This is a genomic window from Aquabacterium sp. A08, assembly GCF_011742065.1.
In genome coordinates, this window is sequence record NZ_JAAQQT010000633.1 from 1 (window position 1) to 12,793 (window position 12,793).

Below are 12,793 nucleotides of genomic sequence, written 5' to 3' on the forward strand. Positions count from 1 at the left end.
GGGGGTTACCCCGCCCCATCGCCACAGCGGCAACGGGGCTATCCTGTTGTCGCTTTTTTCGTTTTAATGGGGTTGTGGGTGTTGCGCCCGCCCGGAGGATATTGCAATGGCCACCATCTCATCGCCCGGCATTGGCAGCGGGCTGGACATCAAATCCATCGTCTCCCAGTTGGTAGCGCTGGAAAAGGTGCCGCTGGACAACCTGAAGCTGCAGGCGGCCACCGTACAAACGAAAATTTCGGTGTACGGCGAGATCAAGTCGCTGGTCTCCAAGCTGTCGGATGCCGCAAGCAAATTGGGCAGTCTCACCACCTACACCGCGGTGTCGGCCAGCTCCTCCAAACCGGACTTGGTCTCTGTCAGTGCCGGCGGCGGCACGGCGGCCAATAGCTTTGGCATCAGCGTAGACCGCCTGGCGCAGGCACAAAGCTACGCCTCTGTCTCGCTGGATGGCTCCTTACCGATCGGGCAAGGCACCCTCAGCATCCAGCCCGGGCGCTATAACAGCACCCCCACATTTGCGGCCAGCGTGGGGGTTGATCCGATCACCATCGACATCGAAGCCGACGACACCCTGGCCGATGTGGCCAGCAAAATCAACAGCCAGAACGCCGGGGTGACCGCGACCTTGCTGAACGACGGCAGCGGGCAGCGCTTGCTGCTCACCTCCAAAACCACGGGCGAAGCCGCAGGGTTTGAACTGACAGTAACCGACAGCGACGGCAACAACACCGACGCCAGCGGCCTGTCGCGACTGGTCAATGGCGGTACGGTGACGCAGTACGGCCAGGACGCGGCCATCACCGTCAATGGCAGCATTGCGGTCACCTCCAGCAGCAACACCTTCAAAGACGTGGTCTCGGGCTTGTCGCTTACCCTGAGCGACAACGCCACGGTGGGGACCACGGCGCAAATCAACGTGGCGGCCAACAACGGCACCGTTCGCACGGCGGTGGAAGAATTTGTCGCTGCCTACAACACCTTGAACAATTTTTTGAACGAGGCCACCAAGTTCGACCCGGCGCAAAAATCGGCGGGTTTGCTGCAAGGCGATAGCACCGCGGTGGGTTTGCAAAACGCGTTGCGGGGCATGCTGCAGTCCACCATGTCGGGGTCGCAGTTCGGCCGGTTGGCCGACATTGGGGTGACGGCACTGCGCGGTGGCAACCTGGAAATTGACAACACCAAATTCACCGCGGCGCTGAGCAACACCGACGAACTGAACAAGTTCTTCCGCACCGACAACGGCAACCCCTTGAGCAACGGTTTTGCCTTGAAGCTGAAAAATTTTGCGCAAGGCCTGCTGGCCACCGACGGTTTGTTCAAGAACAAACAAGACGCTTTGGAGCGCGCACTGAACCGCAACAGTTCGGACCAAGAACGGGTCAATGCCAAGGTGGCCCGCATAGAAGCCCAGTTGAACCGCCGTTACAGCGCCTTGGACGCCCAGGTGGCCAGTCTGACGGCCTTGAACAACTACGTGGCCCAGCAAGTGACCATGTGGAACAACGCCAAGTCCAACTGAGGCTGGGGGTCAAGTTTGGGGCCGGTCAGCCGATAAAAATTTCAAGAGATTGACGCCGACACCAAGGATCGCCACCATGCCTGCCTTTTCCCACCGCGCCGCTGCCGCTTACCGCAACGTGGACGTAAACACCCGTGCGACCGAACACGACCCGTACGAACTGGCTTTGATGATGTTTGAAGCGGTGTTGGACAGTGTGACCATGGCCCAAGGCGCGATTGCCAGCGGCGATGTAACGCTGAAGGTGAAGCAGATCAACCGGGCCCTCAAAATCCTGCAAGATGGTTTGCGTACCAGCCTGGACTTGGAACACGGCGGCGAACTGGCCCAGAACCTGGATGCTTTGTACGACTATTGCGTACTGCGCCTGACCGAGGCCAACGCGTTCAACGACGCCAAGAAGCTCGCCGAAGTGGCCCAACTGATCAAACCCCTGGCCGAAGCCTGGCGCCAGATGCGCAGCGGCGCCACGCCCGACCCGCAAGCGGCCGACGCCACACCGTCCACCCCCGCCACCCCCAGCACCCCCAAAGCGCCACCGGCCGCGCGCCGCATGGGCAGCCTGTATGGCGCCGGCATGGCCTTGGCAGGCGCCTGACGCCGCCACTTCCCCTGCCCCACAAAAGCCCGGTTTTGCCGGGCTTTTCCGCTGCTGGGGCCGGTCAAGTTGGCGGGTGCGGCACCGATATAGAACACATGCAAGCCCCCGTCATCCCCTCCCGGCCAGAACCCCACCAACAACTGGAGCACACCAGCCGCCTGATGCTGGCCGCTGCCCAGCGCAGCGACTGGTCCGAGGTGCGCCGCCTGGAAGGGGTGGCCCAGGGGCAGGTGGCCGCCCTGCGCCTGCAAGCGCCACGACCGGCTCCTGCCGGGCCGGCCGAGCGCCAGGCCCGCCAGCGCGCCCTGCTGGCGGTGCTGCGCCACGACGCCCAGGTGCGCGCCCTGGCGGAGCCGGTCATCGACCGGGTCACGCAAGGCCGGCCGCAGCTGCACTGAAACCGGCCCGGCATTTGAAGCGCGGCACCCTTTCCCGCACAATGGGGCCCATGACCGCCGCCGAAACACTGCCCTTCACCGCACAGGACTTTCTGGACTGGGAGAGCCTGCAGCCCACCAAGCACGAATACGTGCAGGGCGAGACCTTTGCCATGGCCGGCGCCAGCGATGCGCATGTGACCATCAGCCTGAATCTGGCAACGGCACTGAAGCAGCACCTGCGCGGCACACCCTGCCGCAGCTACATTGCCGACATGAAGGTGCGCGCCCAGGCGGTGGACGCGTACTTTTACCCCGATGTGTTCGTGACCTACTCCCCGGCCGACGCCGGGCGCGACAGCGCCAAGGAAGAACCCACGCTGGTGGTGGAGGTGCTGTCGCCATCCACCGCGGCCTACGACCGGGGCCTGAAGTTCGAGTACTACCGCAGCCTGCCCAGCCTGCAGGAATACGTGCTGGTGGACGCCGAACGCCAGAGCGTGGAGGTGTTCCGCCGCAACCCGGCCGGGCAGTGGGTGCTGTTTCCCCACGGCCCAGGCACCACGGTGGAACTGGCCAGTGTGGACCTGCGGCTGCCCATGGCCGCGGTGTACGAAGACGTGGCGCTGCAAGCCCCGGTCAAGTTGCCCGGGAATTGGCCGATATAAACCCCAAGAGAGCCCAGCGCCGACACAGGATTTCCACCATGACCCTCCCCCTCATCGACTACTACAAGGCCATCGAAAGCACCAGCCAGCAAATGCTGGACGCCGCCTTGGTGGAGGACTGGGACGAGGTGGTGCGCCTGGAAGGCGCCTGCGCGGTGCTGATCGAGCAGTTGCGCGAACGCGCCGCCGGGCTGGACCTGACGGTGCAGGAGCGGGCCGAGAAGCACCGCATCATGATGACCATCTTGCGCCACGACGCGCAGATCCGCGAACTGGTGGAACCCTGGATCGACGACCTGGGGCAGATGGTGGCAGTGCAGCGCCCGGTGCAGCTGCACTGAGCCGGCGCGGCGCCGGCGTCAGACCTGCATGTTCATCACGTCGGTGTAGGCCTGCATCATGCGGTTGCGCACGTGCAGCGCGGCCTGAAACCCGATTTGCGACTTCTGCATGCTCAGCATGGTGGCTTCCAGGCTGACGTTGGGGTTGCCCAGCTGGAACTGGGTCTGCAGTTCGCTGGACTGGTTCTGCGCCGCGCTGACGCTTTGCAGCGCGGTTTTGAAGGCTTCGCCAAAACCGCCTTCGGCGGCGGCCCCCACCCGACCCGCCGCACCGGCCTGGGTGGGTGCGGTGGCGGGGCGCAGCGTGTTCACGGTGGCAGAGGTCAAGGGGGTGAGGCGCAGGTCCATGGCGGTGCTTCCTGAAGGCTGGTGAGCGGCAGGGCCACCCGATGCGGCGATGGTACGGCCACCCCGGCGCGAACTTGACCCCGAACAAACGGGGTCTTGCCCGGCTTTTCGGGCTTTAGTTTGGGCGGGCCACTTTCATAATCGCCCCCATGAACACCGCCGTCGCCGAACTCGATGTCACGACCCTGCCCGACAAGCGGCCCAACCCGCTGGTGGAGGGCTTTGCCCGGCTGGACAACACCCGCAAAGGCCTGCTGGGCCTGGGCGTGCTGGCCCTGGTGGGGGTGCTGGCCGCCGCGTTCTTCATGGCCAACCGGCCCGACTACCGGGTGCTGTACGCCAACCTGTCCGACAAGGATGGGGGTGCCGTGCTGGCCCAGCTGTCGCAAATGAACGTGCCCTACAAGCACGCCGAGGGGGGCAGCGCCATCCTGGTGCCGGCCGACCGGGTGCACGACACCCGGCTCAAACTGGCGTCGCAGGGGCTGCCCAAGGGCGCCATCAACGGCTTTGAGTTGATGGACGCGAACCGCCTGGGCATGACCCAGTTCCAGGAACGGCTGACCTTCCAGCGCGGCTTGGAGGGGGAGCTGACCCGCTCCATCACCGCGCTGAGCTCGGTGGCCGAGGCGCGCGTCCACTTGGCCCTGCCCAACCAGAACGGGTTTTTCCGGGAACAGCAAAAACCGTCGGCCAGCGTGCTGCTGACCCTCTACCCCGGCCGCACGCTGGACCGCACCCAGGTGGCGGGCATTGTGCATTTGGTGGCCAGCAGCGTGCCGGAAATGAACCCCAAGGCCGTGAGCGTGGTGGACCAGCACGGCGCCCTGCTGTCGCAGACGGCCGACGCGCCGGCCGGCAGCGTGGACTCGCAGCAGCTGGAGTACGTGCGCACGCTGGAGCAGATGTACACCCAGCGCATCATGGACCTGCTGGAGCCGGTGCTGGGCCGCGAGAACGTGCGCGCCCAGGTCACGGCCGACGTGGACTTTTCCCAGACCGAGCAGACCAGCGAACAGCACCGCCCCAACCAGGGCACCGAACCGGCGGCCGTGCGCAGCCAGCAGTTGGTGGAAAGCGGCAGCAACCTGGACCAGACCACCCCCGGCGCGCCGGGCGCGGTCTCCAACGTGGCGCCGGGCGCGACCGAAGCGCCCATCAACGGCGCCGCCGCCCCGGCGGGCGTGGTGCCGGGCGGCAACGCGGGGGGCGCCAGCGAGGCCAACCGCCGCCGGGAACAGGTCATCAACTACGAGGTGGACAAGACCGTCTCGGTCACCCGCAACGCCACCGGCACGGTGCGCCGGCTGAGCGCGGCGGTGGTGCTCAACCACGTGGCCAGCACCGACCGCAAGGGCCAGGCCAGCAGCGGCCCGCTGCCGCCCGAGCAGATGGAACAGATCAACGCCCTGGTGCGCGAGGCCATCGGCTTCAACACCCAGCGCGGCGATTCGGTGAACGTGATGAACGCGGCCTTCAACAAGCCGGCCACCGACACCACCGACATCGCCTGGTGGAAGCAGGCCGACACCTTCGACCTGGCGCGCAGCCTGGCGTGGCCGGTGGGCATGCTGGTGCTGGGCCTGATTTTGTTCCTGGGCATGGTGCGCCCGGCCCTGAAGCTGATGAAAGCCCCGCCCGCCGCCGCGCCGGACGCCGAAGGCACCCGCACGGCCGGGGGCCAGCTCGACACCCTGGTGGACGACGAACCGCAGCGCCCCGGCCTGCCCATGCCGGTGCAAAATGAGGTCACGGTCGAAATGCTTCGGCTGGAAGACGCCAAGCGGCTGGCCCGGGAGAACCCGGTGGCCGTGGCGAACATCGTCAAAGGCTGGGTCAACGGGGAAAGCGCGGCGGCCGCCACCTGATGGCCCGAAAGGTACACGGACATGGCTGAACCCGAAGACGGACTGCAGGACGCCGCGATTTTTCTCATGTCGCTGGGCGAAGAGGAAGCGGCCGAGGTCTTCAAGCACTTTTCCCCCAAAGAGGTGCAGCGCCTGGGCGAGACGATCGCGCGCATGCGCACCGTCTCCAAGGACAAGGTGGACGACGTCATCCACAAATTCACCAACGAGGCGGCGTCGCAAAGCCTGCTGGTGTCGGACACCGACAACTACGTGCGCGCGGTGCTCAAGCGCGCGCTGGGCGAAGACAAGGCCTCGCTGCTGATCGACCGCATCCTGCAGGGCGGCGACGTCTCGGGCATCGAGAGCCTGAAGTGGATGGACCCGATTTCGGTGGCCGAGCTGCTGCGCAACGAGCACCCGCAGATCCTGGCGGCCACGCTGGTGCACCTGGACCAGGACCACGCGGCCAACATCCTCAAGCAGTTCACCGAACGCACCCGCAACGAGGTGATGCTGCGCATCGCCACGCTTGAAGGCATCCAGCCCAACGCGCTCAAGGATCTGAACGAGGCGCTCTACCACGTGCTGGCCGGCGGCGACAAGATCCGCAAAAGCTCGCTGGGCGGGGTCAAGACGGCGGCCGAGATCATCAACCTGCTGGGCACCAGCCTGGAGGCCAGCGTGGTGGACTCGATCCGCGAGAACGACGTGGATCTGGCCCAGAAGATCATGGACAAGATGTTCACCTTCGAGGACCTGCTCAAGCTGGACAACAAGTCCATGCAGATGGTGCTCAAGGAGGTGGCCTCGGACGCGCTGGTGATCGCCCTCAAGGGCGCCAGCACGGAGCTGAAGGAAAAGGTGCTGGGCAACATGTCCAGCCGCGCCGCCGAGGCGCTGCGCGAGGACCTGGACAGCCGCGGGCCGGTGCGTCTGTCGGAAGTGGAAACCCAGCAAAAGGACATCCTGAAGGTGGTGCGCCGCCTGTCGGACGAAGGCCAGATCGTGCTGGGCGGAGGCGGGGACGATGCCTTCGTCTAACCGCCACACCAGCCCCTACCACCGCTTCATCCCGCGGGAAGAGGTGGAGAAGGTGTCGGCCTGGGAATTCGCGCCGGTGGGCGAGGCCCCGCCCGCCGCCGCCCCGCTGCCGGCGGCCGAGCCGGAGGCGCCCACGGTGTCGCCCGAATGGATCGAGGAGGTCAGACAGCAGGCCCGGGCCGAGGGTTTTGAGCACGGCCGCCAGGCCGGCGCCGAAGAAACCCGTCAGGCCCTGGAAGCCCCGCTGCGCCAGCTGGGCCGGGACCAGGCCGCCCGCTTGGCCCAGGTGTTGCAGCAGGCCCAGGCCGACCTGGCCACCCTGGAACAGGGCCTGACCGCCCAGGTGCTGGAACTGGCCTGCGACCTGGCCCGCCAGGTGGTGCGCCGCGAACTGGCCACCCCGCTGGAGCCGCTGAAGGCCGCGGTGCAGGAAGCCCTGGCCCTGCTGGTGGAAGACGGCAAGCCCGCCACACTGCGCCTGCACCCGGACGACCTGGCCCTGCTGCAGGCCGAGCCCAGCACGCCCTGGGCCGGCCTGGCGGTGCAGCTGCAAGCCGACGACAGCCTCACGCCCGGCGGCTGCGTGGTGGAAAGCCCCCAAGGCGCGGTGGACGCCACCGTGGAAAAACGCTGGGCCCGCGCCGTGGCCAACCTGGGGCTGCAAGCGCCCTGGAAGCCGGGGGAACTGGCCGATGTCTGAGCCCACCGCCCCGCCCCGCTGGCAGCAGTTCCTGGCCGTGGCGCGCCAGGCCGCCGGCCAGCACACCCCGCTGGAGAGCAGCGGCCGGCTGATCCGCCTGGCCGGGCTGGTGCTGGAGGCGCAGGGCGTGAAGGTGCCGGTGGGGTCGCAGTGCGTGATCGACATGCCGCACGACCCGGACACCGCGGTGCTGGCCGAGGTGGTGGGCTTCAGCGGCGAGCGCGCCTTCCTGATGCCCGCCGGCGAGGTGCAGGGCCTGAGCAGCGGCGCCCGGGTGCGGCCCCTGCCCCCCTACCGGCCACAACCCCGGCTGGGCCAGCCGCTCAAACCGCTGGCCCCGAACGACCGCGGCGTGCTGCGCCTGCCGCTGGGCAGGGGCCTGCTCGGCCGGGTGGTGGACGCCCACGGCCACCCGCTGGACCACCGCGGCCCGCTGCAGGACATCGAGGTCGAGCCGATGGAGCGCACGCCCATCAACTCCATGGACCGGGCGCCGGTGCGCCAGCCGCTGGACACAGGCGTGCGTGCCATCAACGCGCTGCTCACCGTGGGCCGCGGCCAGCGCCTGGGCCTGTTTGCCGGCTCCGGCGTGGGCAAGAGCGTGCTGCTGGGCATGATGGCGCGCTTCACCCAGGCCGACGTGATCGTGGTTGGGCTGATCGGCGAGCGCGGCCGCGAGGTCAAAGAATTCATCGAAGACATCCTGGGCGAGGACGGCCTGCGCCGCTCGGTGGTGGTGGCGGCCCCGGCCGACTCGCCGCCGCTGGTGCGCATGCAGGGCGCCAACTACGCCACCGCCATCGCCGAGCGCTTCCGCGACGACGGGCTGGACGTGCTGCTGCTGATGGATTCGCTGAGCCGCTACGCCATGGCGCAGCGCGAAATTGCCCTGGCCATTGGCGAGCCGCCGGCCACCAAAGGCTACCCGCCCAGCTGCTTTGCCAAGCTGCCACAGCTGGTGGAGCGCAGCGGCAACGGGCCCGAGGGCAAGGGCTCCATCACCGCCTTCTACACCGTGCTGTCCGAAGGCGACGACCAGCAGGACCCCATCGCCGACGCCGCCCGCGCCATCCTGGACGGGCACATCGTGCTGTCGCGCGCCATGGCCGAGTCGGGCATTTACCCCGCCATCGACATCGAGGCCTCGGCCTCGCGGGTGATGCACAACGTCGTCACCCCGCAGCACCAGGAACACGCGCGCCGATACCGCCAGCTCTACTCGCGCTACCAGAAGAGCCGCGACCTGATCCAGCTCGGCGCCTACGTGGCCGGCAGCGACCCGGAAACCGACCAGGCCATCGCCCTGTTCCCCGGCATGCAGCGCTTCCTGATGCAGGACATGCGCGAACAAGCCGCCTTTGCCGCCAGCGTGACCCAGCTGGCGCAGGCCCTGGGCCTGCCCGGCCCCGACAACCCAACCGCCCGCCCGGCCACTGGCGCGCGCGGCGCCACCGGCCGACCCGCATGAGCACCGCCCACGCCCTGGACACCGTGGTGGAAGTGGCCACCCGCCGCCGTGACGAGGCCTTGCAGGCTCTCGGCCGGGCCCAGCGCGAGCACCAGCAGGCGCAGGGGCAACTGGTGCAGCTGCAGGACTACACCCGCGAATCGCTGCAGCGCTGGCAACAGCGCGCCGGCCAGGGCATCAGCCCGACCCTGCTGCGCACCCAGCAGACCTTCATGGGCAAGCTGGACCACGCCGTGGCCTTCCAGCACGGCGTGCTGCAGCGGCTGCAACTCCACATCGACCACTGCCGCGAACAGCTGCTGCAGGCCGAACGCGAACTGGCCAGCCTGACCAAATACCTGGAACGCCGCCACCAGGCACAACAGCACCGGTTGCAACGGCAGGACCAAAAAAGCAACGACGAGATGGCGGCCAACCAGCACCGCCAGCACAGCGCCGCCCACCCCTGGAAGTCCACCCCATGAAAACCGCACACGCCACCGCCCCCACGCCCGCCACACCCCCTGCCCAGGCCCACGCCGCTCGGGGCCGTGCCCCTGGCGGGCCAGCGGCCGATGCCTTCGCGCAACTGCTGCAGGCGGGCCTGGACGGTACCGCGCCCGGCCCCGAGACCGAGGCTCTGGCCGACGAGCTGACGGACCCGGCCACGACCCAGCCCCCCCTGGACACTGCACAGGCCGCCGGCGAAGAGGCTCCCACGGACAACCCCCTGGCCCCCTTTCTGGCGCTGATCACGCCCAGCGCGCGCGGCGACGCTGCCCCCGTCAACGCCACCGGCCAGACCGCAGACGCGGTCGCCACCGCACCCACCGGGGACGCGGTCCTGTCCGACCCCGACGGTGAGGCAAGTTCGGCGCAAACGCTGGCCGGTGAGGCGGCCGCTCCCTCCTCCGCACCAGCCGCCACCCCAAGCTCTGCCGGTGCCCGCAGCCGCACCGCCGTGGCCCAGGCCGCGGGCGAAGCGGCCCAGGGGCCGGGCGGCGCCCCAGGCCCGCACTGGTCGCGCCAGCTGCCGGAAGCCACCGCCGCGCAGGGCCAAGGCCTCACCGCCCCCGGCCACGCCGGCCTGCTGGACAGCCTTAGCCGCGCCTGGCACATGGGCGCCCCCGGCCAGCCCGGCGGCGCCTTGGCCGACGCCCCGCTGCCCCCCGCCGGCTGGGGTGCCGGCGTGGCCGCCCTGGCCAGCGCCGACCGCGCCGGCACCAGCGCCGGTACCAATGCCGGCGGCCAGGGCCAAGCCGGCCAGGCACCCACCAGCGGTCTGCTCGCGGCCGAACCGGGCTCGGCCGGCCCCATGGCCGACGCCGGTGCCGAAGGCCCCGGTTTTGCCGCCAGCCTGGGCGAAGCCATGGGCGACGCCTACGAAACCCTGGGCGCGCAGGTCAGCCTGTGGGCCGCGGCCCATACCAAGCGCGCCAGCCTGCGGCTGGATCTGGGGCGGGCCGAGGCGCTGGAGGTGGACGTGGCCCTGGACGGCGACAAGACTCTGCTGAGCTTCCGCACCGACGACGCCCAGGTGCGCGAGGCCCTGCAGGCCCAGGCCCCGCGGGTGCTGGCCGAACTGCTGGCCCGTGCCGGGCTGACGCTGGACGGCCTGTCCGTCGGGGCCCAGACCTCGGGCCAGCCGGGCCAGCCCGGCGGCGATGGCCGCCCCGGGCCCTGGATGGCCCTGCGCGCCACCGCCGAAGCGGCTGGGCCGGCAACAAGCCCGGCCGACCCCCACCACCCGAACGGCCACCGCGGCCTGAGCGTGTACGCCTGAACAACCGGGCATACCGCCCCTTTTCCGGGTTTCAGGGTCGGGCGCGGCGACCATAATCGGGCATGACAAAATAGACCGGGTGCCCACGCCGTGCCGGCGCGGGCATTTCGTCAGACCCGATGCGAAGGCAGACCCATGGCCGCTAAACCCGCCGCCAGCGCCGATGGCGCGGCAAAACCCAAGAGCAAGAAAATGCTCGTCATCGTCCTGGTGGTGGTGCTGTTGCTCGCCGTCGCCGGGGCGGCCGCGGCGTTTCTGCTGCTCAAACCCGCCCCGGAGGACGAGGAGGACGGCGCCGCCGAAACCCACCAGCCGGTCAAGAAAGGCAAGCCCAAGGCCCCGCCGCAGTACATGCCGCTGGACGCCCTCGTCATCAACCTGGCCGACCAAGGCGGCACCCGTTACGCCCAGGTCGGCATCACGCTGCAGCTCGACGACGCGGCCACCGCCGAGGCGATCAAGGCCTTCCTGCCCACCATCCGCAACGGCATCCTGATGCAGATCTCGCGCCGCACCGCCGACGAGTTGCTGCGCCCCGAGGGCAAGGAGGCGCTGATGAACGACATCCTGACCCTGGTGCGCGAGGAAGCCGGCATGCCGCTGAACCGGGGCTACAGCCCGGTGCAGGCGGTGCTGTTCTCCAGCCTCATCGTCCAGTAAGCGCCCCCGGCCACCCGAGACCCCACCATGAGCGACGCCTTTCTCTCCCAAGACGAGATCGATGCCCTGCTCGAGGGCGTGACCGGCGAGAGCCAGAAGCTCGCCAAGGAAGACTTCCCGACCGACGGGGTGCGCAGCTACGACCTCTCCAGCCAGGAGCGGATCGTGCGCGGGCGCATGCCGACGATGGAGGTCATCAACGAACGCTTTGCGCGCAACCTGCGGGTGGGGCTGTTCAATTTCATCCGCCGCAGCCCGGAAATCTCGGTCGGCACGGTGCAGGTGCAGAAGTACAGCATGTTCCTGCGCGAGCTGGTGGTGCCCACCAACTTCAACATCATGGCGGTGCGCCCGCTGCGCGGCAGCGGCCTGATCGTGTGCGAACCCACGCTGCTGTTCGGCGTGATCGACAGCCTGTTCGGCGGCAACGGCAAGTTCCACACCCGCATCGAGGGGCGCGACTTTTCCCCCACCGAACAGCGCGTCATCAACCGCATGGTCGAGGTGATTTCGGAGGAGTACAAAAAGGCCTGGAAAGGCGTGTACCCGCTGGAGCTGGCCTACCAGCGTTCCGAAATGCAGCCGCAGTTCGCCAACATCGCCACGCCCAGCGAAATCGTGGTCAGCACCAGCTTCTCACTGGAGATTGGCGACCTCACCGGCTCGCTGCACATCTGCATCCCCTACTCCACGCTGGAGCCGATCCGCGACCTGCTCTACTCTACCTCGCAGGGCGATTCGATGGAGGTGGACCGCCGCTGGGTCAAGCTGCTGAGCCAGGAGATCCAGGCGGCCGAGGTGGAGCTGGTGGCCGAGCTGGCCACCACCGGCGCCACCATCGAACAGCTGCTGGCCATGAAGGTGGGCGACTTCATCGAGCTGGAGCGCGAGCGCATCATCGAAGCCAAGGTGGACGGTGTGCCCATACTGGAATGCGAATACGGCACCCACAACGGCAAGTACGCGCTGAAGGTCCAGCGCACCATCCGCAGCACCGACAAGACCTGGCACGGAGATCAGTATGACAAATGAACAAGACACCAACGCCCCGAGCCCGGAAGAGCAGGCCATGGCCGACGACTGGGCCCAGGCCCTGCAGGAACAGACCGGGGGCGTGAACGACGACTTCGCCTCGGGGGCGCCGCACTTCGACGGCGAGGTGCCCAGCCAGCCGGTGGGCAACAACGACATCAGCATGGTGCTGGACATTCCGGTGCAGTTGTCGGTGGAACTGGGCCGCACCAAGGTGCCGATCAAGTACATCCTGCAACTGGCGCAGGGCTCCATCGTGGAACTGGACGCGCTGGCCGGCGAGCCCATGGACGTGCTGGTCAACGGCTACCTGATCGCCCAGGGCGAGGTGGTGGTGGTGAACGAGAAATTCGGCATCCGCCTGACCGACATCGTCACCCCGTCCGAACGCCTGCGCCGCCTCAGCCGGCACTGACCCCC

Annotated in this window: 15 protein-coding genes; 14 read left to right on the top strand and 1 reads right to left on the bottom strand. The window is 68.3% G+C overall.

Annotated features, from left to right (window positions below):
• Positions 1-106 precede the first annotated feature (106 nt).
• The 5 genes from fliD (at position 107) to HA630_RS12805 (ending at position 3,512) form a co-directional block, all read left to right on the top strand.
• A complete protein-coding gene (gene fliD / locus HA630_RS12785; RefSeq protein ID WP_166835200.1) occupies positions 107-1,525 on the top strand; it encodes a flagellar filament capping protein FliD in 1,419 nt (472 codons plus the stop codon).
• Positions 1,526-1,601: 76 nt separating this feature from the next.
• Entirely contained in the window at positions 1,602-2,123 is a 522-nt protein-coding gene (gene fliS / locus HA630_RS12790; protein WP_166835202.1) for a flagellar export chaperone FliS, read from the top strand.
• Between the two features lie 98 nt (positions 2,124-2,221).
• Positions 2,222-2,524, top strand: a complete 303-nt coding sequence (fliT, locus tag HA630_RS12795; RefSeq protein ID WP_166835204.1) for a flagellar protein FliT — start codon at positions 2,222-2,224, stop codon at positions 2,522-2,524.
• A 50-nt stretch (positions 2,525-2,574) separates the two neighbouring features.
• Positions 2,575-3,171, top strand: coding sequence for a Uma2 family endonuclease (locus HA630_RS12800; protein ID WP_166835206.1), 597 nt, complete (start codon positions 2,575-2,577; stop codon positions 3,169-3,171).
• Positions 3,172-3,209: 38 nt separating this feature from the next.
• On the top strand, positions 3,210-3,512 hold the full coding sequence (locus HA630_RS12805) for a flagellar protein FliT (protein WP_166835208.1): 303 nt from the start codon (positions 3,210-3,212) through the stop codon (positions 3,510-3,512).
• 18 nt (positions 3,513-3,530) lie between these two features.
• Here the strand turns inward: HA630_RS12805 and fliE are convergent, their stop codons facing one another.
• Positions 3,531-3,860: a flagellar hook-basal body complex protein FliE gene (fliE, locus tag HA630_RS12810; protein ID WP_166835210.1), complete on the bottom strand. Its 330-nt coding sequence runs from the start codon at positions 3,858-3,860 to the stop codon at positions 3,531-3,533.
• A 149-nt stretch (positions 3,861-4,009) separates the two neighbouring features.
• Here fliE and fliF point away from each other — a divergent pair, with 149 nt between their 5' ends.
• The 9 genes from fliF (at position 4,010) to fliN (ending at position 12,788) form a co-directional block, all read left to right on the top strand.
• Positions 4,010-5,728 carry a flagellar basal-body MS-ring/collar protein FliF gene (gene fliF, locus HA630_RS12815; RefSeq protein WP_166835212.1) on the top strand — a complete coding sequence of 573 codons (1,719 nt, stop codon included), beginning with the start codon at positions 4,010-4,012 and terminating at the stop codon, positions 5,726-5,728.
• 21 nt (positions 5,729-5,749) lie between these two features.
• Positions 5,750-6,751 (top strand): flagellar motor switch protein FliG, encoded by a 1,002-nt coding sequence (fliG, locus tag HA630_RS12820; protein WP_166835214.1) that lies wholly within the window; start codon positions 5,750-5,752, stop codon positions 6,749-6,751.
• On the top strand, positions 6,738-7,451 hold the full coding sequence (locus tag HA630_RS12825) for a FliH/SctL family protein (protein ID WP_166835216.1): 714 nt from the start codon (positions 6,738-6,740) through the stop codon (positions 7,449-7,451). Before fliG ends, HA630_RS12825 begins: the two co-directional genes overlap by 14 nt.
• A complete protein-coding gene (gene fliI / locus HA630_RS12830) occupies positions 7,444-8,919 on the top strand; it encodes a flagellar protein export ATPase FliI (protein ID WP_166835218.1) in 1,476 nt (491 codons plus the stop codon). Before HA630_RS12825 ends, fliI begins: the two co-directional genes overlap by 8 nt.
• Positions 8,916-9,383, top strand: coding sequence for a flagellar export protein FliJ (gene fliJ / locus HA630_RS12835; RefSeq protein ID WP_166835220.1), 468 nt, complete (start codon positions 8,916-8,918; stop codon positions 9,381-9,383). Before fliI ends, fliJ begins: the two co-directional genes overlap by 4 nt.
• Positions 9,380-10,681, top strand: a complete 1,302-nt coding sequence (locus HA630_RS25655; RefSeq protein ID WP_166835222.1) for a flagellar hook-length control protein FliK — start codon at positions 9,380-9,382, stop codon at positions 10,679-10,681. The genes fliJ and HA630_RS25655 overlap by 4 nt, the downstream gene beginning before the upstream one ends.
• A 135-nt stretch (positions 10,682-10,816) precedes the next feature.
• Complete coding sequence (gene fliL, locus HA630_RS12845) at positions 10,817-11,341, top strand: flagellar basal body-associated protein FliL (protein WP_166835224.1); 525 nt, start codon at positions 10,817-10,819, stop codon at positions 11,339-11,341.
• Positions 11,342-11,368: 27 nt separating this feature from the next.
• A complete protein-coding gene (fliM, locus tag HA630_RS12850; RefSeq protein ID WP_166835226.1) occupies positions 11,369-12,373 on the top strand; it encodes a flagellar motor switch protein FliM in 1,005 nt (334 codons plus the stop codon).
• Entirely contained in the window at positions 12,363-12,788 is a 426-nt protein-coding gene (gene fliN, locus HA630_RS12855) for a flagellar motor switch protein FliN (protein ID WP_166835228.1), read from the top strand. Before fliM ends, fliN begins: the two co-directional genes overlap by 11 nt.
• The last annotated feature ends 5 nt before the right edge of the window (positions 12,789-12,793 follow it).

Bases quoted from the DNA above. Each gene is read 5' to 3' on its own strand.
- fliD (WP_166835200.1), top strand. From the start codon at position 107: ATGGCCACCATCTCATCGCCCGGCATTGGCAGCGGGCTGGACATCAAA.
- fliS (WP_166835202.1), top strand. From the start codon at position 1,602: ATGCCTGCCTTTTCCCACCGCGCCGCTGCCGCTTACCGCAACGTGGAC.
- fliT (WP_166835204.1), top strand. From the start codon at position 2,222: ATGCAAGCCCCCGTCATCCCCTCCCGGCCAGAACCCCACCAACAACTG.
- HA630_RS12800 (WP_166835206.1), top strand. From the start codon at position 2,575: ATGACCGCCGCCGAAACACTGCCCTTCACCGCACAGGACTTTCTGGAC.
- HA630_RS12805 (WP_166835208.1), top strand. From the start codon at position 3,210: ATGACCCTCCCCCTCATCGACTACTACAAGGCCATCGAAAGCACCAGC.
- fliE (WP_166835210.1), bottom strand. From the start codon at position 3,860: ATGGACCTGCGCCTCACCCCCTTGACCTCTGCCACCGTGAACACGCTG.
- fliF (WP_166835212.1), top strand. From the start codon at position 4,010: ATGAACACCGCCGTCGCCGAACTCGATGTCACGACCCTGCCCGACAAG.
- fliG (WP_166835214.1), top strand. From the start codon at position 5,750: ATGGCTGAACCCGAAGACGGACTGCAGGACGCCGCGATTTTTCTCATG.
- HA630_RS12825 (WP_166835216.1), top strand. From the start codon at position 6,738: ATGCCTTCGTCTAACCGCCACACCAGCCCCTACCACCGCTTCATCCCG.
- fliI (WP_166835218.1), top strand. From the start codon at position 7,444: ATGTCTGAGCCCACCGCCCCGCCCCGCTGGCAGCAGTTCCTGGCCGTG.
- fliJ (WP_166835220.1), top strand. From the start codon at position 8,916: ATGAGCACCGCCCACGCCCTGGACACCGTGGTGGAAGTGGCCACCCGC.
- HA630_RS25655 (WP_166835222.1), top strand. From the start codon at position 9,380: ATGAAAACCGCACACGCCACCGCCCCCACGCCCGCCACACCCCCTGCC.
- fliL (WP_166835224.1), top strand. From the start codon at position 10,817: ATGGCCGCTAAACCCGCCGCCAGCGCCGATGGCGCGGCAAAACCCAAG.
- fliM (WP_166835226.1), top strand. From the start codon at position 11,369: ATGAGCGACGCCTTTCTCTCCCAAGACGAGATCGATGCCCTGCTCGAG.
- fliN (WP_166835228.1), top strand. From the start codon at position 12,363: ATGACAAATGAACAAGACACCAACGCCCCGAGCCCGGAAGAGCAGGCC.